The 18,355-nt window shown below is 41.6% G+C and carries 20 protein-coding genes; 15 read left to right on the forward strand and 5 right to left on the reverse strand.

The features are described 5' to 3' along the window. Nucleotides 1–76 precede the first annotated feature (76 nt). From FGG15_RS12055 to FGG15_RS12065, 3 genes are read left to right on the forward strand one after another with little or no spacing between them, the layout of a single operon-like run. Nucleotides 77–1,024, forward strand: coding sequence for an SMP-30/gluconolactonase/LRE family protein (locus FGG15_RS12055; protein WP_138836548.1), 948 nt, complete (start codon nucleotides 77–79; stop codon nucleotides 1,022–1,024). An 11-nt stretch (nucleotides 1,025–1,035) separates the two neighbouring features. After that, entirely contained in the window at nucleotides 1,036–1,452 is a 417-nt protein-coding gene (locus FGG15_RS12060) for a hypothetical protein (protein ID WP_138836550.1), read from the forward strand. Continuing rightward, complete coding sequence (locus FGG15_RS12065) at nucleotides 1,445–2,422, forward strand: TolB family protein (RefSeq protein WP_161991962.1); 978 nt, start codon at nucleotides 1,445–1,447, stop codon at nucleotides 2,420–2,422. Before FGG15_RS12060 ends, FGG15_RS12065 begins: the two co-directional genes overlap by 8 nt. Here the strand turns inward: FGG15_RS12065 and FGG15_RS12070 are convergent. Beyond that, a complete protein-coding gene (locus FGG15_RS12070; RefSeq protein WP_138836554.1) occupies nucleotides 2,419–3,519 on the reverse strand; it encodes a lactonase family protein in 1,101 nt (366 codons plus the stop codon). The two genes, FGG15_RS12065 and FGG15_RS12070, sit on opposite strands and share 4 nt — an antisense overlap. An 82-nt stretch (nucleotides 3,520–3,601) precedes the next feature. On the opposite strand from FGG15_RS12070, the gene FGG15_RS12075 reads away from it, so the two are divergent. The 3 genes from FGG15_RS12075 to FGG15_RS12085 all read left to right on the forward strand — a co-directional run bounded on the left by FGG15_RS12075 (nucleotide 3,602) and on the right by FGG15_RS12085 (nucleotide 6,290). Further along, the gene (locus tag FGG15_RS12075; protein WP_138836556.1) at nucleotides 3,602–4,615 is read left to right on the forward strand and encodes a helix-turn-helix domain-containing protein; all 1,014 of its coding nucleotides are present in this window, start codon (nucleotides 3,602–3,604) and stop codon (nucleotides 4,613–4,615) included. An 81-nt stretch (nucleotides 4,616–4,696) separates the two neighbouring features. Continuing rightward, on the forward strand, nucleotides 4,697–5,848 hold the full coding sequence (locus FGG15_RS12080) for a PQQ-dependent sugar dehydrogenase (RefSeq protein WP_138836558.1): 1,152 nt from the start codon (nucleotides 4,697–4,699) through the stop codon (nucleotides 5,846–5,848). A gap of 16 nt (nucleotides 5,849–5,864) precedes the next feature. Next, entirely contained in the window at nucleotides 5,865–6,290 is a 426-nt protein-coding gene (locus FGG15_RS12085) for a nuclear transport factor 2 family protein (RefSeq protein WP_138836560.1), read from the forward strand. Nucleotides 6,291–6,295: 5 nt separating this feature from the next. Here FGG15_RS12085 and FGG15_RS12090 read toward each other — a convergent pair whose 3' ends face one another. Together FGG15_RS12090 and hemH are read right to left on the reverse strand one after the other, a co-directional pair. After that, entirely contained in the window at nucleotides 6,296–7,678 is a 1,383-nt protein-coding gene (locus FGG15_RS12090; RefSeq protein ID WP_138836562.1) for an MATE family efflux transporter, read from the reverse strand. Between the two features lie 102 nt (nucleotides 7,679–7,780). Beyond that, the gene (gene hemH, locus FGG15_RS12095) at nucleotides 7,781–8,812 is read right to left on the reverse strand and encodes a ferrochelatase (RefSeq protein WP_138836563.1); all 1,032 of its coding nucleotides are present in this window, start codon (nucleotides 8,810–8,812) and stop codon (nucleotides 7,781–7,783) included. A 118-nt stretch (nucleotides 8,813–8,930) separates the two neighbouring features. On the opposite strand from hemH, the gene FGG15_RS12100 reads away from it, so the two are divergent. Continuing rightward, complete coding sequence (locus FGG15_RS12100) at nucleotides 8,931–9,782, forward strand: N-acetylmuramoyl-L-alanine amidase-like domain-containing protein (RefSeq protein ID WP_138836565.1); 852 nt, start codon at nucleotides 8,931–8,933, stop codon at nucleotides 9,780–9,782. Here the strand turns inward: FGG15_RS12100 and FGG15_RS12105 are convergent. Further along, the gene (locus FGG15_RS12105) at nucleotides 9,768–10,520 is read right to left on the reverse strand and encodes a ThuA domain-containing protein (RefSeq protein ID WP_202619553.1); all 753 of its coding nucleotides are present in this window, start codon (nucleotides 10,518–10,520) and stop codon (nucleotides 9,768–9,770) included. The two genes, FGG15_RS12100 and FGG15_RS12105, sit on opposite strands and share 15 nt — an antisense overlap. A gap of 9 nt (nucleotides 10,521–10,529) precedes the next feature. Next, nucleotides 10,530–11,438, reverse strand: coding sequence for an AraC family transcriptional regulator (locus FGG15_RS12110; protein ID WP_138836567.1), 909 nt, complete (start codon nucleotides 11,436–11,438; stop codon nucleotides 10,530–10,532). A gap of 180 nt (nucleotides 11,439–11,618) precedes the next feature. Here FGG15_RS12110 and hemA point away from each other — a divergent pair, with 180 nt between their 5' ends. The 8 genes from hemA to FGG15_RS12150 all read left to right on the forward strand — a co-directional run bounded on the left by hemA (nucleotide 11,619) and on the right by FGG15_RS12150 (nucleotide 18,343). Continuing rightward, nucleotides 11,619–12,875: a glutamyl-tRNA reductase gene (hemA, locus tag FGG15_RS12115; protein WP_138836569.1), complete on the forward strand. Its 1,257-nt coding sequence runs from the start codon at nucleotides 11,619–11,621 to the stop codon at nucleotides 12,873–12,875. Then, on the forward strand, nucleotides 12,872–13,798 hold the full coding sequence (hemC, locus tag FGG15_RS12120; protein ID WP_138836571.1) for a hydroxymethylbilane synthase: 927 nt from the start codon (nucleotides 12,872–12,874) through the stop codon (nucleotides 13,796–13,798). The genes hemA and hemC overlap by 4 nt, the downstream gene beginning before the upstream one ends. Then, complete coding sequence (locus FGG15_RS12125; RefSeq protein ID WP_138836573.1) at nucleotides 13,776–14,438, forward strand: uroporphyrinogen-III synthase; 663 nt, start codon at nucleotides 13,776–13,778, stop codon at nucleotides 14,436–14,438. The genes hemC and FGG15_RS12125 overlap by 23 nt, the downstream gene beginning before the upstream one ends. After that, nucleotides 14,435–15,460, forward strand: coding sequence for a uroporphyrinogen decarboxylase (gene hemE / locus FGG15_RS12130; protein ID WP_138836576.1), 1,026 nt, complete (start codon nucleotides 14,435–14,437; stop codon nucleotides 15,458–15,460). The genes FGG15_RS12125 and hemE overlap by 4 nt, the downstream gene beginning before the upstream one ends. 63 nt (nucleotides 15,461–15,523) lie before the next feature. Then, entirely contained in the window at nucleotides 15,524–16,018 is a 495-nt protein-coding gene (locus tag FGG15_RS12135) for a DUF6973 domain-containing protein (RefSeq protein ID WP_417936043.1), read from the forward strand. Beyond that, a complete protein-coding gene (gene hemF, locus FGG15_RS12140; RefSeq protein ID WP_138836580.1) occupies nucleotides 16,015–16,917 on the forward strand; it encodes an oxygen-dependent coproporphyrinogen oxidase in 903 nt (300 codons plus the stop codon). The genes FGG15_RS12135 and hemF overlap by 4 nt, the downstream gene beginning before the upstream one ends. A 16-nt stretch (nucleotides 16,918–16,933) precedes the next feature. Further along, a complete protein-coding gene (locus tag FGG15_RS12145; protein ID WP_138836582.1) occupies nucleotides 16,934–17,722 on the forward strand; it encodes a PhzF family phenazine biosynthesis protein in 789 nt (262 codons plus the stop codon). Between the two features lie 12 nt (nucleotides 17,723–17,734). Beyond that, the gene (locus tag FGG15_RS12150) at nucleotides 17,735–18,343 is read left to right on the forward strand and encodes a hypothetical protein (protein ID WP_138836584.1); all 609 of its coding nucleotides are present in this window, start codon (nucleotides 17,735–17,737) and stop codon (nucleotides 18,341–18,343) included. Nucleotides 18,344–18,355: the final 12 nt, after the last annotated feature.

Below are 18,355 nucleotides of genomic sequence, written 5' to 3' on the forward strand. Positions count from 1 at the left end.
GCGGTTTAACATAAATTTTAAACCTTCTAAAAAAATAATGTTTAATCTTGAGTAATTCATTCAATCAGAAGACCTTATGAGATTCTTGTTCTGGAGTCTTTTTTTTGCGTCCGGAGTCGTCATGGCCCAAAATAATTCCACGGAGGTGGAATTGGGTTTTGAAAAGGACCTTATCCCAGAGGGTATTGCTGTTGACCTGCAACACCAAAAACTTTTTATAAACAGTTTAAGACATAACAAGATTGTACGTTGCAATCTGTATGGTAGCCAACCTGAAAATTTTATTGAAAGCGGGGAACATGGATACCAATCGGGTTTTGGAATGACCATCAAGGGCGATACACTCTACGCTTTGGGCAATAGCCTGCCCAAACCAAAAAATGAATCCATCTTGCTGCTGTTAAATATCAAAACTGGTGAACTGATCAATTCCTTTAAGCTGAAAGAAACAGGTTTTGCTTACCTCAATGATTTGGCTGTGAGCAGTATGGGAACCCTTTATATTACCGATTCCGAAAGCAACAAAATCTACACTGTGAATTCCAAGAAGGGTGAGCTGGATGTTTTTTATGCCCATGATGAGCTTAAACACTGCAACGGCATTGCCATTTCCAATGACAATAAGTATCTATATTTTGCCTCCTATACCAGCGGCCTTCGGGTGTTGGACATTGAGTCCAAAATCTTGCTGAACCAGCCCAATAATTTTAAGGGCATTGACGGACTAAAGTTCCACCAAAACAGTTTGGTTGCCATAGTCAATACCAAAAGAGATGCAACACAAAATGGGGTATATCGATTTCAACTCAATCAAAATCTAATGGAAATCACCGGTGAGGAAAAAATTTGGAACCTCAGAAAAGAATCGGATATCCCAACCACATTTACCATTAAAAATGACAAGATGTATTTTGTTGCGGACTCACAGTTGGACAACTTGGATCAGGAAAAAGTTGTCATTTCGGATGGATCCAGATTGGAAAACTACACTTTGATCATCCATCCTCTTGTACAAGAAAATTAAACAGCATCAAAATGAAATTAAAAACCTTGTTCTTCTGCTTCATCTGTATGTTCCATTTTGCCGCCTCTTTTGGGCAGGACAAAAAGGAAAACACGGTAATCTCAAAAAACTATTGCACGGAAATTGGTCGGTTCGACCTTCTTTTTGATAACGATGAAATCGCAGGTGCATATTATTTAATCCCTAAATATGCCTTGGGTGGAATATGGGGGAAACTTAGTGGCAAGGTCATGACCGGTAGGTGGCAAGACGCCGATGGTGAAGGGGACATCATAATCACTTTTAACGAGGACTTTTCCTTTTTTACCGCAGATTATAGAGGTGATGATGAGCCTGAAAAATGGTATAAGGATTCTTGGCACGGATCTCTCCGCCCAAACAATGGCAAAAATTTTGAATCCAATGGTAAATCATATCGCTGTGAGTAATTTAAAGTTCTATTCCCTTTTTTTGTTGATTGCAATACTGGGGTGTCAAAATCATCAACAACATGCTCAGCCTGAGACAGTGGAAAAGCCTAAAAAACTTGGCCCTTTTTTTGGTGTCGCACCTAGTGCTTCCCCACAACTTTTGGCTCCGGAACTATTGGCGTCGCCCGCCACAGAATACAACGGTACCTTCTCGCCAGACGGCACCGAGTTTTTCTATACCACGGATTTGCCCAACAATGCATATATCACCTTTACCCGTATGAACGCTGACAGTACTTGGAGTGAACCTCGGATTGCACCATTTTCAGGTTCGTATTCCGATTTTGATCCCTTATTTGCTCCTGATGGGAATCGATTATATTTCAGCTCAAGCAGACCCAAAGGAGACAACGAAAACAGTAAAATTTGGTATGTGGAACGGAGAGGCAAGGACTGGGGAAATCCTGTAAGAGTGGTTCTGACTGGGGAAGATGATAATGAATACTATAGTTCCTTGACCCATTCCGGTGCTATCTATTTCAATATTTGGTCCAAGGGCGACATATACAAAGCAATCCCCTCAGATTCGACTTATACCATTGAAACTTTACCTGATATCATCAACCAGGGAGAAGACAAGGGAGATCCTTTTATAGATCCCAACGAGGAATATCTGATTTATAGGGGGTACGATGATACTATCGGACGAGGAGATTTATATATCACATTTAATATAGATGGCAAGTGGACAGAACCAGAAAATCTAGGAAAGCCCATTAATTCCGATCAACATGAAATGTGTCCGTGGGTAAGCCCAGATGGAAAACTGTTCATTTTTGCCAGCGGAAGGTTGGAAGAACCAGCTCCTGCCAAAGCGTTGGATCCCATCAAAAACATAAACAGCACCTACAACAGTGGGCAACTCAATCTGTATTATATGTCCGCTAATTTTATTCAGGAAATGAAAGCCAAGCACATCAAGAGTTAGTTTAAAAACTCAAGGCACACAGGGCTCGGCATTTTAAATTCGTTTAAGAATTGAAGGGTTCCCTGTTCTTCATCCCTGGAATAAACGGTAATGTTATGGCTTCTTTGGTTAGCGACCAACAGGAACTTCCCAGAGGGATCTAAGCTAAAATTCCGTGGCCAATCTCCATGGACGGAAGTTCTGCCCACCACATTCAAAAGCCCAGAGTTTTCATCCACCGAAAAGACCACAATGGTATTTTCACCCCGATTGGAACCATATAAAAACTTGCCATCCGCAGACAAATGAATATCGGCACAATAGCTTTTTCCCTCAAAATCTGAAGCCAAGGTTTCCACGGTCTGAATTTCCTCGTAATCGCCATTTTCTTTCTTTTCAAAAACGGTGATTGTGGAATTGAGTTCGTTGATCACATACAAAATTCCATTTTTGCCAAATGTAAAATGTCTCGGCCCTGCACCTTCTGGCATGTTTAAGGATGATTGCGTCGCTGGATTAAAGGTGTCACCGTTCAATTGATATCTTTTTACCGCATCCAATCCCAAATCAGCCACAAACAAGTTATCTCCAAAAAAATGGGCCATATGGGCATGTGAGGTTTTAGATGTATCCAACACTTTATGATCTATCACCTGTGAGTTTTCCGGAAGAGATCCATCATCGTTCAATTTAAAGACTGAAAAGTTCCCGCCGGAGTAGTTGGAAGCTGCCAAAAAACCATTATCCGAAAGGGAGACGTGGCAGGGGTGTTTCCCTCCAGTGCCCATGCTGTTTTGAAATTCCAAAATGCTATCCTTTACAAGAAATGCAGAGACCCCGCCTCCTAAACTATCAAAATCGGCCACTTCATGCACCGCGTATAGATTTGTTTTGTCTTCAGAAATCTTTAAAAAGGAAGGGTTGACCAATTCCGCTACCAGCTTTTTGTTGCTTAACTCTCCCGTAGAAGCATTGAAAGTCAATTTGTAAATTCCTTCACTTTCCCCATCAGTATAGGTGCCTACAAACAAATGATGTTTCTTTTCCATTTTTTTCTTTTCAGAGCATCCTATCCCAAACAATAGGAGCATGGCCAAAATTGAAGTATATAATCGCATCTAAATCAAAGTGTTTTGCTAAAAATAACAACTTAAAACGGATTCCAGATTTTCTTTGGGTAGGACTTTTTATTTTTGAGGCATGAATCAGGATGTTATTTGGTTGGTTTTGAGTTGCTTGGGAATTGCACAAGCCCTTTTCCTCTTTGCGTATCTGGTTTCTGTTCGTAAAGCAAGTGATAAAACCAACATTTTTCTGGCTTTTGTGATTCTGGGCCTTACCATTCGTATTGGGAAGTCCATCCTCAATGTGCATTTTGATTTGCTTCCATGGCAACGCAATCTGGGAATTTCAGGAATCTTAATGACGGGGCCTTTTCTTTGGTTTTATGGGAAAGGGTTATTGGTAAATCAAAAAAAGTTAAGTCCCAAAAATTATATTCACATAGTCCCTTTTGTTTTGTTTGCTCTTTTTTGTTCACTGATTCCAAACGACGGCCGACCTATTTCCTATGTCATTTATATTCTGGTCTTCGCACATCTTTTACTATACCTTGGACTTTCAACAATGGTCTATCTTAAGGGCAGAAAAAAAGTACATCCGCAACGCGCTTCTTGGTATAGAAATTTGATTATTGGGGTAGGTCTCCTTTGGCTTTTCTATATGGGAAATCTTGCGGGACTAATTCCATTTTATATTGGAGGTGCTGTCTTTTTTTCCTTTTTGATTTACATTTTCTCTTTCCTCTTCCTTCAAAAACACGCGTTTCAATTAGGAAAATATAATGCATCTACCTTGAACAAATCGGAATCTGGAAGTTTAGTCAAGGAAGCGAAAGCACTACTGATCAAGGAAGAACTTTTTTTGGATGCGAATATTTCGTTGGAATCCCTAGCGCAACGGATGCAAACACCTCCGCGGAAATTATCACAGGCCATCAATGAAAATGAGCACAAGAATTTTTCTGATTTTGTCAACGAGTTCCGGATTGAAAAAGCCAAACAGATGCTTTCTGACCCAAAACACCAACAAGACAAAATTGTGGCCATTGCCTACGACTGTGGGTTTGGAAATGTCACTTCTTTTAATCTGGCCTTTAAGGCCAAGACCCAACTGACGCCGACTGCTTTTAGGAAACAGGCACAGGACTACTAAGAAAGTTTTTCGTTTTAAAAATCATGATTTTTAAAGCTTTCTGAACTGAATTTTATCTCATTTGCATCAAAGTTTTTGCCCATGAGGAAATTCATTCCAGTTTTACTGACAATAATGTTGATTTTGGCCTGTGTTGAAAAACAGGAGTCTTCTTCAATACCAGTTCCTGGGAAGAAAACCATACTTGATGGGCTCAACCATCCTTGGAGTATGGCTTTTCTATCGCCCACGGAAGCTCTAATTACTGAAAAGGATGGCCATCTGCTCAAAGTTGACCTTGAAACCAAAAAAAAGAGCATCATCAAAGGCTTTCCGGATGACCTAACGGATAGTATCCGCGCTGTTCATTTTGGCGACAATTCCGGAATCTTTGAAGTTTTAATTGATCCCAACTTTAAGAGCACCCCTTGGGTATATTTGAGTTATGCAGCTAAAAAGCCAGGTGTTGGATCTACCACCAAGGTGATTCGTGCCCAATTGAAAAATGATTCGCTTTACGCACATGAAACTTTGATTGAAGCAGCGCCCTATACCAAGGAATATTTCCATTATGGCGGGGGCATGGTTTTTGGACCTGATGGGAAACTCTATGTGACTATTGGGGAACGGCTTTTTTGGGAACGGGATGAACCCGAAATTCCCATTGCGCAGGACTTATCCGACAAACGAGGAAAGATCTACAGGCTAAATGCCGATGGGAGTATTCCAGAAGATAGTCCGGATTTAGGGCCAAATGCCGATCCAGGAATTTATGCCCTTGGGATTAGGGCCGCCCAAGGCATCGCGGTGCAACCCGATACAGGAAACATTTGGTTCAGTGAGCATGGCACCATTCAAGGGGATGAAATCAACATTTTGAACGCTGGAGCCAACTATGGGTGGCCCAATGTAACAACGGGAAAACTGAGAAGTTCAGACTACACACCTCCTAAATTGGAAGGGGTCACTTTTACTCCTCCCATTTGGTTTTGGCCCCACACGGTAGCTCCCACAGGACTTACATTTTATACTGGGGATGAATTTCCGCAATGGAAGAATGACCTTTTTGTTCCGGGATTGTCCAGAGGAAGTCTTTGGCGATTCCGAATAGAAAATGAAACCATAAAAAGTGCTGAAGAATTGTTCGTAGATGACCGCGTCCGAATTCGGAAAGTACGGCAAAGCCCTGATGGTAAACTCTATTTCTTGACGGACGAAGACAACGGAAAACTCATTCAAATTATACCACAATAAATCATAATCATTTAGCATGCACAAAACACTTTTATTTACCATTGCCCTATTCGCATTCCTTTCCGTGAACGCCCAAGACGAAGAGACCGCTATCCGTGCCACCCTTCAAAATTACCTGGACGGATCTTCCTATAGCAATCTGGAACAGATTACCTCAGCCTTTTATCCTGAAGCGGATTTGTTTCTATCGAAAAAAGATCAAGAATTGTGGGTTTTATCTCCCCAAGAGTACGCAGATCTATTCAAAAATAGAGAGCATGGAAAATTTAACGGCCGAGTGGGAAAAATTCTATCCATAGATCAATCCCATAATATCGCCTTGGCCAAAGCCTCCATCGAAATCCCTTCCAGAAAAATGACCTTCATCGACATCTTTCTTTTAAAAAAGCTTCAAGGGGAATGGAAAATCATCAGTAAAGCGGCTACCTTATTGCCAGAGTAATAAAGCTAGGCCACAGTTAGTTTTGTCTTGATTTCCTTCCTTAGGTAATAGCCTGTTACTACGGTTGCCAATACATCCGCAATGGGAAAGGAGAGCCAAACCCCAAGTTCGCCCATAAAATGTGGCAATAGCAGAATCAAGGGGATAAAAAAGAACCCTTGACGAGTCAAAGTTAGTAACAAGGCTGGAATGGCCTTGCCCACCGCTTGGAAATAGGCCGCTCCTATCAACTGCAAAGCAATAATCGGAGTGGCGGCAAAAACCATCCGCATGGCGTTGGGGGCATGATCCATTACAAAGGCATTGGTCATAATTTCTTCCGGAGGTAAATTCTCCTTATTGCTTAAAAACAAGCCAGTAATGAAATCGGGGAAAACCATAAGTCCAACGAAAACTAGGGTAGCAACCAAAGCGGCATATTTAATGGCCGTATAGATGGATTCCTTGACGCGATCGTACTTAAGGGCTCCGTAATTGAATCCAGCAATGGGCAAAAATCCTTGGGTAACTCCAAAAACGGGAAAAAAGGCAAACATCAACATGCGACCAATGATGGCATATACTGCCACCATGGCTTCTCCACCCAAGTTGAACAAAATATTGTTCATTAGCAGGTAGGTGATACTGGTTACGGCCTGTCTGGCCAAAGTGACAAATCCCAAAGACCCCATCTCGGATAAAATGGGGAGGTTGAGCCAAAAATGGGAGAGCCCAATCTTTAATTCGGAGTTCTTGGACAGAAAAAAGTACAGGATGTAAGCGAAGCAAAAGAGATATCCGGCCGTAGTGGCCCAAGCGGCTCCATGCATTCCCCAATCAAACACGTAGATAAAAATATAATCCATGAGCAAGTTCCCCACGGAAGGAATGATCATGGCAATCATGGCAAACTTGGGTTTGCCCTCAGCTCGGATTACCGTGTTTCCCATCATACAAAGGGCTAAAAAAGGAACCCCGTAAAGTACAATGGTGTAGTATACTTTGGCCAGTGGAAAAATGCTCCCTTTACCCCCAAAGGCCGGAATAAGATCATCTACAAAATAGAGTCCCAAAGCAACCATGCCTATGGTCAGCAAAAGCGTAAGCGCAATCTGATTTCCAAAAGTTTTGAGGGCCTTTTGTTTATCTCCGGAGCCCAGTGCCCGGGAAATAATACTGGAACCCCCCACCCCAATGGCCATTCCCAATGCAGCAATAAAAAAAGAGACCGGGAGCACCACGTTGATGGCAGCAATGGCGATGGAACCAATCCAATTTCCCACAAAAATGGAATCGACCAATACATTGAGGGACATCACCAAGATACCAATGGAAGCAGGAACGGCTTGCTTGATCAGCAATTTGCCAATGGGTTCTGTTCCCAATTGATCTGAGGAGACTTTGGACATAAATTAATGTTCTATCGAGCGCCGGGTCTGCCGACAGGCAGGCAACCGAGATAGGGACCGTTTATTTAAGAGGTCTCGACTGCGCTCGACCTGACAATTAGTTTATATTGGAAGAGTTTCCTCACTCTCCCATGTATTAACCCATTTGGCCATTAGAGATACCCAATCCTCATTTTCATTTAAACAGGGAATATGGATATAGGATTCCCCTCCAGCTTCCAAAAACTGGTGTTTTCCTTCCATAGCAATCTCCTCCAATGTCTCCAAACAGTCGGCAACAAAAGCCGGAGTAATCACCGCCAACTTGGTTTTTCCTTCTTTTGCCAAGCGTTCAAACTCAAAATCGGTGAAGGGTTTTAACCAAGGATCATTGGGTAGTCTGGATTGAAACGAAATGCTCGTTTTTGTGGCTTCCAATCCCAAAATAGCTTTTACTTTCTCAGTTGTTGCAAAGCACTGGTGTCTATAACAGGTATGGTGGGCCACCGAATTGGTGGAACAACAACTTTGGTCAATCTTGCAATGGAATTTTGTGGGATCCGACTTTCTAATATGCCGTTCTGGAATTCCGTGATAGGAAAACAAAATGTGGTCATATTCAAATCCCTGAAGTCCTTTGGCTATACTTTTTGAAAGTACCTCAATGTAATCTTGATTGCCGTAGAACGCTGGTAAGGTGGTGACTTTCATTTCAGGAAAATCTTGGCTCTGCACTTCCATAGCCTTGACCACCACAGTCTCAAAAGAGCTCATCGCATATTGCGGATATAGCGGTACCAACAAAACCTCGTCCACACCCTTATCCTTTAATTCTTGCAGTCCCTTTTTTATGGTCATGGAGCCATATCGCATCCCTAGGGCCACAGGCATTTGAGTTTGTTCCTGTACTTTTTGTGCAAATCGTTCAGAAATGACAATCAAGGGAGAGCCTTCCTCCCACCAGATTTTGGAATAGGCCTCGGCTGATTTTTTGGGTCGTGTCTGCAATATTATTCCCCTTACAATGATGTTGCGCAACCACTTTGGGGTATCTATGACCCGCTCATCCATAAGGAATTCATCCAAATAGGGTTTTACATCTTTAGCAGTTGGACTGTCCGGTGAACCTAAGTTGACAAGTAGTACTCCTTTCATAGCGGCTTATTCTATAGCATGGCAAAAATACTATTTGGGATTGATCTACTATTTGATTCCGTGAATTTGTTTCCTATAACTCTATAGATAATATTAATTTAGAGCGTAAATATTAAAGATGAACCGGATACTCCTATTTCCTTTGGCGCTTGTTCTTTTAACAACTGGTACCCTCCAGGCTCAAATTGTTTGTTCCCCCAACGATTCAGTTGCCTTTTCCATAAAGATGGATCAGCTGGAACAAATGGACAATGTTGTACTGGAAAATCCGATCATGGCGGTGGGCAATTCATTTTTGGGAATGCCTTATGTTGAAAAAACCCTCGAAATTGGAGAAACCGAGTCCTTGGTGATTAACCTTAGGGGCTTTGATTGCACAACCTATGTGGAGAATGTTTTAGCCTTTAGCCTCTTGCTTCAAAAAGATGAACAGCAGTTTGAAAATTTTGCCAAAAACCTAGAGACCATTCGGTATAGAAATGGTGAATTGAATGGGTATCCATCTCGCTTACACTATTTTACAGAATGGATTAGAAACAATGAGCAGAAGGGATTGGTCATGGATATCACAAACGACCTAGGTGGCAAAGAGCACAAAAAAGCCATCAACTTTATGGGTACCCATCGAGAACTTTATCCTTTTTTGGCTGATGATCAAAACTATCAGGATATGCTGCAGGTGGAAAAAGAATTAGCCCACGAAAGTCTTTGCATTTTAGCCCAAGATGAAATTGAAAACAACAAGGATAACATCCACTCTGGAGATATCATCGCTCTGGCTACATCCATTAAAGGGTTGGATGTTACCCATACCGGATTTGCCATCGAGCAGAATGGCAGAATCCATTTACTTCATGCTTCCAGCTCAGGTTCGGTGAGAATAACACAAGAACCTCTGGTGGATTACCTAAAAAAAATAAAAAGCAATATTGGGATTATTGTTGTGAGGCCAAGCTTACTTTCGCCCTAAACACCATTCGATCCCACCCAGCAGATGCTGTTTGAAATCGGTATCCTCAAAGGCAGCCTCTGTATGTCCCAATCCGGTGTAAAATGCCCGGCCACCATCATATTCATGATACCAAGCTATGGGATGGTTATCGCCATTGGTTCCGCCATCATAGCTGGATTCATCCAGTTTCATCAGCACATGGACATCGGGATTCAGATTCATGAAGTTGTACCACTCGTCAAAATGAAACCACTCTTCCTTTAGGTGCTCCGTGGACGGATGGTTTCTGTCCACCACTTCAATTCTGGCCTTTTGCTGTTGCGGGTGATTTTCAAAATAGGCCCCAGCCAATTTTCCGTACCAAGGCCAGTCGTATTCGGTATCGGTTGCCGCATGGATTCCCATATAATTACCCCCGCCATTGATATATGCTTTGAATGCATCTTGCTCTTGATCGTTGAGGACATCCATAGTAGTGCTCAGGAAAATAACAAGCTTGTAGTTTTTCAGGTTTGCCCCATTGAAGTCCGCTGAAGTTTCCGTCTGTAATACGATAAAACCGTTGGCTCTTCCCAATTCCTTTAAGGTCTGTACACCTTTTTCTATAGACTTATGCCGATAGCCCTCAGTTTTACTGAATATTAAAACCAGCTCCGGAATTTTGGTTTGCGCTGACTTTTCCGATTCTGTTTGGTCTTGGGCATTTACCCCTATGGCCATAGCGAGGGCCAAAAGGAACAACTTGTAGGATTTCATGTTGATTGTTTAAGTGCTTGAAGTTAAATATTTTTTGGGTGTTGTCCCATACTTCTTTTTAAATGATGCTATAAAATGACTGGCTGTACTATACCCGACTTTTAAACCCACCTCATTCACGTTGTGCCCGCCAGCCTCCAACATTTTTCGAGCATATTCCATCTTGTAATCAAACAAAAATCCATACACCGAGTCGCCATAAATCTGCTTGAAGCCTTCCTTAAGTTTTTTTAAGCTCAGACCTATTTCCTGCGAAAGTTCGGCCAAGGTAGGAGGCTCAGCCATTCTGGATATTATAATTTCCTTGGCCAGTTTTAACCGCTTCACGTTGTCTTCATCAGCCAAAAAGGGGCATTGCTCCAAATCGGCATCTTGGGTTTTGTTGAAATACAAGGACATCAGTTCATAAATCTTTCCCTTTACATACAACGTCTTGATGGAAGGATGCAGGTTATAGTTCATCAACTGACTTAGAACCACGGCCATGGCTGGAGTAACCACCTCTTGGGAATAGTATTTTTTCTCTTTGTTTTCATCGCTCAAGAAAGGAATATAACTTGCCTCACTGGAGAATAGCGAATGGAATTTTCTGATAGTCATGACCACCGATAACAACCATGTATCAGGAAACACACTAAGATTCAAAGGCAAATCCTTTTGGGTGTTATAGAGTAGAAGTGAATTTTCTTCCGATACTTCCAATTGATAATTTCCCTGATTAAAATTGAATTTTCCACCTCCCTTTAAACAAAAGTGAAACTGGATAAATGAGCTGTCAATCTCTCGTTCTACAAATCTGGTTTGATCTGTATCGTTCTGAATCTTAAGGACATAAAACCCTTCTTCAATCAAAATTTCCTGATATGACCCTTTGGCGACATTTTCCATATAAACAATAGCTTTGTTTTTTAATTTCATTCTATTTAGAATGGCTCTAAATTGAAAGATTAACTATCAAATTTACCAATAAAATCAGTGTTTTTGGGAAATTATCGCCAAAAGAATACTTTATGGACTCTTGTCTGATATTTATAGTACCGCTAGCGTTATTTTTTGTAAAATACTGCGCTTACTTTTGTTAGCGTTTTAATATCCTTTATGAGGAGTTACCACATTTCAAGACATAATTCTTTTTATGCCATTGGCTTAAGCTATAAAAAAGCGGATGCCGAAGTCAGGGGAAAGTTCAGTTTGGATGTCCCTGCCATTGACCGTATTATGGTTCAGGCCAAAGAACAGGGTGTGGATGGACTCTTAGTCATTTCTACTTGTAACCGCACCGAGCTTTACGGCTTTGCCCAACATCCTTTTCAACTTATAAAAGCACTTTGTGATGAAACGCCAGGAAGTGTGGAAGAGTTTCAGGAGGTGGCCTATGTATTCAAAAACCATGATGCCATATCGCACATGTTCAAAGTAGGTACTGGACTGGACAGTCAAATTTTGGGCGACTTTGAAATCATCAGTCAGATCAAACAGGGCTTTTACCGTGCCAAAAAGCACGAAATGGCCAATCCATTTATAGAGCGACTTTGCAACGCCGTGATTCAGGCTAGCAAACGGATCAAAAATGAAACCGAACTTTCTTCCGGTGCCACATCTGTGGCCTTTGCCTCGGTAAAGTATATTCTAAACCACGTTTCAGATATTGAAAACAAGAATATTCTATTATTCGGAACCGGAAAAATAGGCCGCAACACTTGTGAAAATCTCATCAAGCATTCCAATAATTCCCATATTACCCTAATCAATCGAACGAGGGCAAAAGCGGAGGATATTGCTGGGAAATTTCATTTAACGGTCAAGGATTATGGTGATCTTCAGACAGAAATTAGAAAGGCCGATATACTAGTAGTAGCCACCGGTGCCCAACTACCTACAGTTTCCAAGGCGCTCATTTATTCCAAAAAACCCTTGTTGATCCTGGATCTTTCCGTTCCAAAAAATGTTTCGGACGATGTTCGGGAATTAGACAATGTTACCTTGGTACACCTAGATCAACTTTCTAGAATTACAGATGATACCTTGACCAAAAGAAAAGCGTTTATTCCAAAAGCTGAAAACATTATTGAAGAGGTAAAAAAGGAATTTATCAAATGGTTGGAAACGCGAAAATTTGCTCCGGTCATCAATGCGCTCAAAGAAAAACTGAACACCATGAAAGCGGAGGAAATCGATTTCCATTCCAAGAAAATTTCCGATTTTAACCAGGATCAAGCAGAAATTTTATCCGAGCGTATCATCCAAAAAATCACCAAACAATTTGCCAACCATTTAAAGAGTGCTGAGGTAGATACCGCCGATAGTTTGGAACTTATCCAAAAGGTGTTCCAATTAGAAATCGATTCGAAATGAGCAAAATCATAAGAATTGGTACTCGTGATAGTGAGTTGGCGCTATGGCAAGCTACAACCGTCCAAAATCAATTAGGTGATTTGGGATATGACAGCACCCTGATTCCTATAAAATCCACTGGTGATCAAGTTTTAGACAAACCTCTTTATGAACTAGGCATTACCGGAATTTTTACGAAAACGCTGGATGTGGCCATGCTTAAAGGCCAGATAGATATTGCCGTTCATTCCATGAAAGACGTTCCAACACAACTCCCAAAAGGAATCGTTCAAGCGGCCGTTCTGGAAAGGGCTGTTACCGAAGATATTTTGGTTCACAAAGGGTTGGATTTTTTGAATAACGAAGTTCCAGCAACCATTGCCACAGGGAGTTTGCGAAGAAAGGCGCAATGGCTCAACAAATATCCAAATCATAACGTTGTAGATCTTAGGGGCAATGTAAATACGAGACTTATCAAGCTCATAGAAAACGATTGGCAAGGGGCCATTTTTGCCAAAGCCGGTTTGGAACGAATCAAGTTGTTACCTAAGGACGTACTACATTTGGATTGGATGGTTCCGGCGCCCGCGCAAGGTGCCATGTTGGTGGTTGCCATGGATAATGACGAGTTTTCAAGAGAAGCCCTCCAAAAACTGAATCATTCCAATTCTGAGTTGGCAACCCGAATAGAAAGGGACTTCCTTCGCACTTTGGAAGGGGGTTGCACAGCACCCATAGGTGCGCTGGCCCATATGGAAAATGAAAATGTTCAGTTTAAAGGAGTCCTCTTTTCTTTGGATGGACGTCAAAAACTCCAAATAGAAAAGACCGTTTCCTTGGCCTCTGCCAAAGAACTGGGACAAAAATGCGCCAAGGAAATCCTTCAAAAGGGAGGAGATAAATTAATGGAAGAGATACGAAATGAAAACAGTGCTCTCCACTAAGGTTCTATCACATTCCCAAAAAGAATTGTTCCTTAACTCCGGTATTGGTCTGGTAGAATACAACGCGCTAAAGTTTAATTTTTTGGAAGTTGATATTCCACAACACATCACTCACCTAATTTTTACCAGCAAGAATGCGGTAAGGGCATTTCTTGATCAAACCCCGCAACTCCAAGTTTCAAATTATAGCGTGTTTTGTGTGGGCGAAAAAACTAAATTGCTTTTGGAGAAAAACTATCTAAATGTGGTGAAAATGGCCGAAAATGCTTCAGAATTGGCCCATTTTATACAAAAACAGCGTCCAAAAGAGCATTTTTTGTTTATCTGTGGAAATCGGAGAAGGGAAGAATTGCCCAACATTTTATCAGAAAATAACATTCGGTATGATGAAATTGAGGTTTATCAAACGGAATTGGTTCCAAAAAAGTTTAACCGCTCCTTTGAAGGTCTTCTTTTTTTTAGTCCAAGTGGTATAAAAAGTTTTCTGTTGGAAAATAGCATTAAAGACAGTTGGCTTTTTTGCATTGGACATACCACAGCCCAGGAAGCCAAGAAATATTCAAAAAAACTGATCATCGCCAACAAACCTACCGTTGAGAACGTATTGGTGCAGGCCATAAATAAACTAAAAACAGCATGATTAAAAACGATTTGTTCCTTAGAGCGCTTAAAGGTGAAACGGTGGACAGACCTCCAGTATGGATGATGCGCCAGGCAGGACGTTATTTGCAAGAGTTCATGGAACTTCGAAAGAAATACGACTTTTTTACCCGATGCCAGACTCCAGAATTGGCTTCCGAAATAACCGTGCAGCCTATCCGCAGATACGGAATGGATGCGGCAATTCTTTTTAGTGATATCTTGGTGATTCCCCAGGCTATGGACATTGAGGTTCAAATGAAACCTAATTTTGGGCCTTACCTCCCTTCGCCCATTCGATCTTTGGAAGATGTTGATCAGGTTGTGATCCCGGATATCCAAGAATCTTTGGGCTATGTCATGGAGGCCATTACCATGACAAAAGAAAAGTTGGACGATGAAATCCCATTGATCGGTTTTGCGGGATCACCGTGGACCATCCTTTGCTATTGCGTGGAAGGACAAGGCAGCAAGAGTTTTGACAAAGCAAGAGGGTTCTGTTTTACCCAACCTGAGGCTGCCCATCAATTGCTTCAGAAAATTACAGATACTACAATTGCCTATTTAAAGGCTAAGGTAAAAGCTGGGGTAAACGCTGTTCAGGTTTTTGATTCTTGGGGCGGAATGTTATCTCCTGTGGATTATCAGGAATTTTCCTGGAAGTACATCCAGCAGATTGTGGATGCTTTGAAAGATGAAGCTCCGGTTATTGTTTTTGGAAAAGGATGCTGGTTCGCCCTAAGGGAAATGGCTCAATCGGGTGCTTCAGCAGTTGGCGTGGATTGGACATGTTCAGCACAAAATGCCCGCTATCTTACTGGAGGTAAAATCACTTTACAAGGAAACTTTGATCCTGCCCGATTACTTTCTCCTCCGGCCAAAATCAAGGAAATGGTCGCCCAAATGATCAGGGATTTTGGCAAGGACAGATATGTGGTGAATTTAGGACATGGTATTCTGCCCCATATTCCTTTGGAGAATGCCCAAGCCTTTATAGATGCGGTAAAAACATATAAAGAATAGCAAGAAGTAAGCAAGGATGCCGTCTGAATTTGACATTCGGGAACTAAAGACCAAAACAACACCATGAATCCTTTTAAGGTTTTGCAACGATTGGATCTTAAAAGCATTTGGCTTCTTGTAAAATTGTGTTTGAAATACCCTTTGTTGGTTTGGCCTACCCTATCGGCAACCAGGGAATGCATGGCGATTTCAACAAGGGAATTCGGCAAACTGCATCACAAAAATGGCCCTGCCAATGCATTCAGACACGCATTATGGAATTTTTTGATCGCCCAAAAAAGCCATAAGTGGAATAAAAACAAGCTAAGCGTATTGAAATGGACAGAGAAAATAACGGACTGGCATGAGCATGCATTTCCAAATTCGGATTTAGCCAAAAAGATGGATTTGCACAACAATGCCATGGGAAGGATTCTTTTTCGGGAGCAGGAATCGCATTCCGCACATCACATAGTGGTCATGCTAAAACAAATGGCAGCAGTCTCCACAAAAATTGACTCCAATTCAGACCTTGACAGCTTACATAACAATTTGATCCATATCGTAGAAGAACAATGAAAGATAAATTTTATACCTACATAGAGCAATTACAAGACACCATAACTTCCAAATTGGAAGAGGTAGATGGGAAGGCCAAGTTTCAACAAGATCTTTGGAAACGTCCAGAAGGTGGTGGAGGTAGAACCCGGGTGATTGAAAATGGAAACGTATTTGAAAAAGGGGGTGTAAACATTTCTGCCGTTCATGGGGAACTTCCCAAAAGCATGCAGCAGTATTTTGGAGTTCAGGATGCGGACTTTTTTGCCTGTGGTTTAAGTTTGGTCATTCACCCTAAAAGTCCAATGGTGCCAACTGTACATGCCAACTGGCGTTACTTTGAAATGTATGACAAACAAGGTAACATAGTGGATCAATGGTTTGGGGGTGGCCAGGATTTAACGCCCTACTATCTGTTCGAAGAAGACGCCAAGCATTTTCATTCGGTTTGCAAAAAAGCCTGTGAGTCCCATGATCCAGAATTTTATCCGAACTATAAAAAGCGCTGTGACGAGTACTTTTGGAATGCGCATAGAAACGAAGCTAGGGGGGTCGGCGGCCTTTTCTTCGATTACTGTAAAAAATCGGATACCATGCAAATGGAGGATTGGTACAGCTTTGTAACCGAGGTTGGGAACAGCTTTCTCGATGCTTATGTACCAATCGTTACAAAAAGAATGAGCCTGCCTTATACGCAAGAACAAAGGGATTGGCAGGAAATCAGACGGGGGCGTTATGTTGAATTTAACCTAGTGCATGACAAGGGTACATTGTTCGGTCTACGAACCAATGGACGCATAGAAAGTATCTTAATGAGCCTTCCACCCCATGTGCAATGGCAATACGATCATCGTCCAGAACCGGGAAGCAAGGAGGAAAAATTGTTGGAAGTACTTAAAAGCCCTATCTCATGGGTTTAATGCTTAGCTTTATCTTATGAAACTTACCCTATACCAAATAGACGCTTTTACCGACCATGTTTTTGGTGGCAATCCAGCTGCGGTTTGCATTTTGGATTCTTGGCTGGATTCCCAATTGATGCAACAAATTGCTGAGGAAAACAACTTGGCCGAAACCGCATTTGTAGTTCAAAAAAATAATGTTTTTGAGTTGCGCTGGTTCACTCCAGAGATAGAGGTGGATCTTTGTGGACATGCTACTTTAGCCACCGCCTATGTGCTGTTCAACTATCACGGAGTCCCAGAGAAAGAAATCAATTTCCACTCACCACGAAGTGGAGCCTTATCTGTGGAGCGACATGCGAACGGATTGATGACCTTGGATTTTCCTACGGATCAAACAGCTTCATTAAGGGGAATCTCGGAAATCAACAATGCCATTGGCCTTACCCCAATTAAAACCATAAAAGGAAAAACGGACTATCTTTTGATCTACAACTCCCAGCAGGAAATTGAGGCCATTAAACCCAATTTTCATTTGTTGGACCAGTTGGATTGCAGAGGAGTGATTGTTTCCGCGCCAGGAGATAAGGTTGACTTTGTTTCAAGAGCCTTTTTTCCTCAATGTGGCATTCCTGAAGATCCAGTTACTGGGTCAGCGCACACCACATTGACTCCCTATTGGTCCAAAGTCTTGGGAAAAACCAAACTCACGGCAAGACAATTATCAAAGAGAGGCGGTGACTTGCTCTGTGAATATTTGGGTGACCGGGTAAAAATATCCGGAAAGGCGGTACCGTATCTGATTGGCGAGATTGAAATATAGCCACAAGAGGCCATGAAAAAATTAAGACTGGAATATTCGTCTCTTTTGCAGGGTGAATTTGCTCCCGGAAAACGGAATTTACTCTTCGTTTTTCAAGTAAATTGCCCAGGTTGTTTTTTCTATGGCTTTCCAACGGTTAACAATCTCCAAAATGCATATGGTGAGCAATTAAGTTTTTTGGGATTGAGTACCGCGTTTGAGGATTTTGAACTGAATACCCAGGATAATACGAGCTTGTTGTTGACAGAAAAAAAACTGGTGGGAGAAACCAAAAAGGCCGCCGAATCCCATCCCAATGATTTTCAACTTTCAAGTATTAATTTTTCCGTGGCCATGGATGTGTTGAGTGATGCATCTTTCATTACCCAAGAAAACATCTCCTACATTGGAAATAATTTCCCAAATTATTCAGAAGCATCAACGGAGGAGCAACAGCAATTTGATCTCAAAATCAAGGATTATCTGACTACCAATCCCATAATCCCTGTTACATTTACATTAAACCAATTTCGGGGCACCCCCACTTTTGTGCTTTTTGATGAAGCATACAACATCCTTGAACATTGGTTTGGGCACAAACCCTATGATGAAATAGAATCCATTGTTAAACCTGGGCTTTAAATACACGCAAAT

Source organism: Flagellimonas algicola (assembly GCF_005937185.1).
GTDB classification, from domain to species: Bacteria; Bacteroidota; Bacteroidia; order Flavobacteriales; family Flavobacteriaceae; genus Flagellimonas; species Flagellimonas algicola.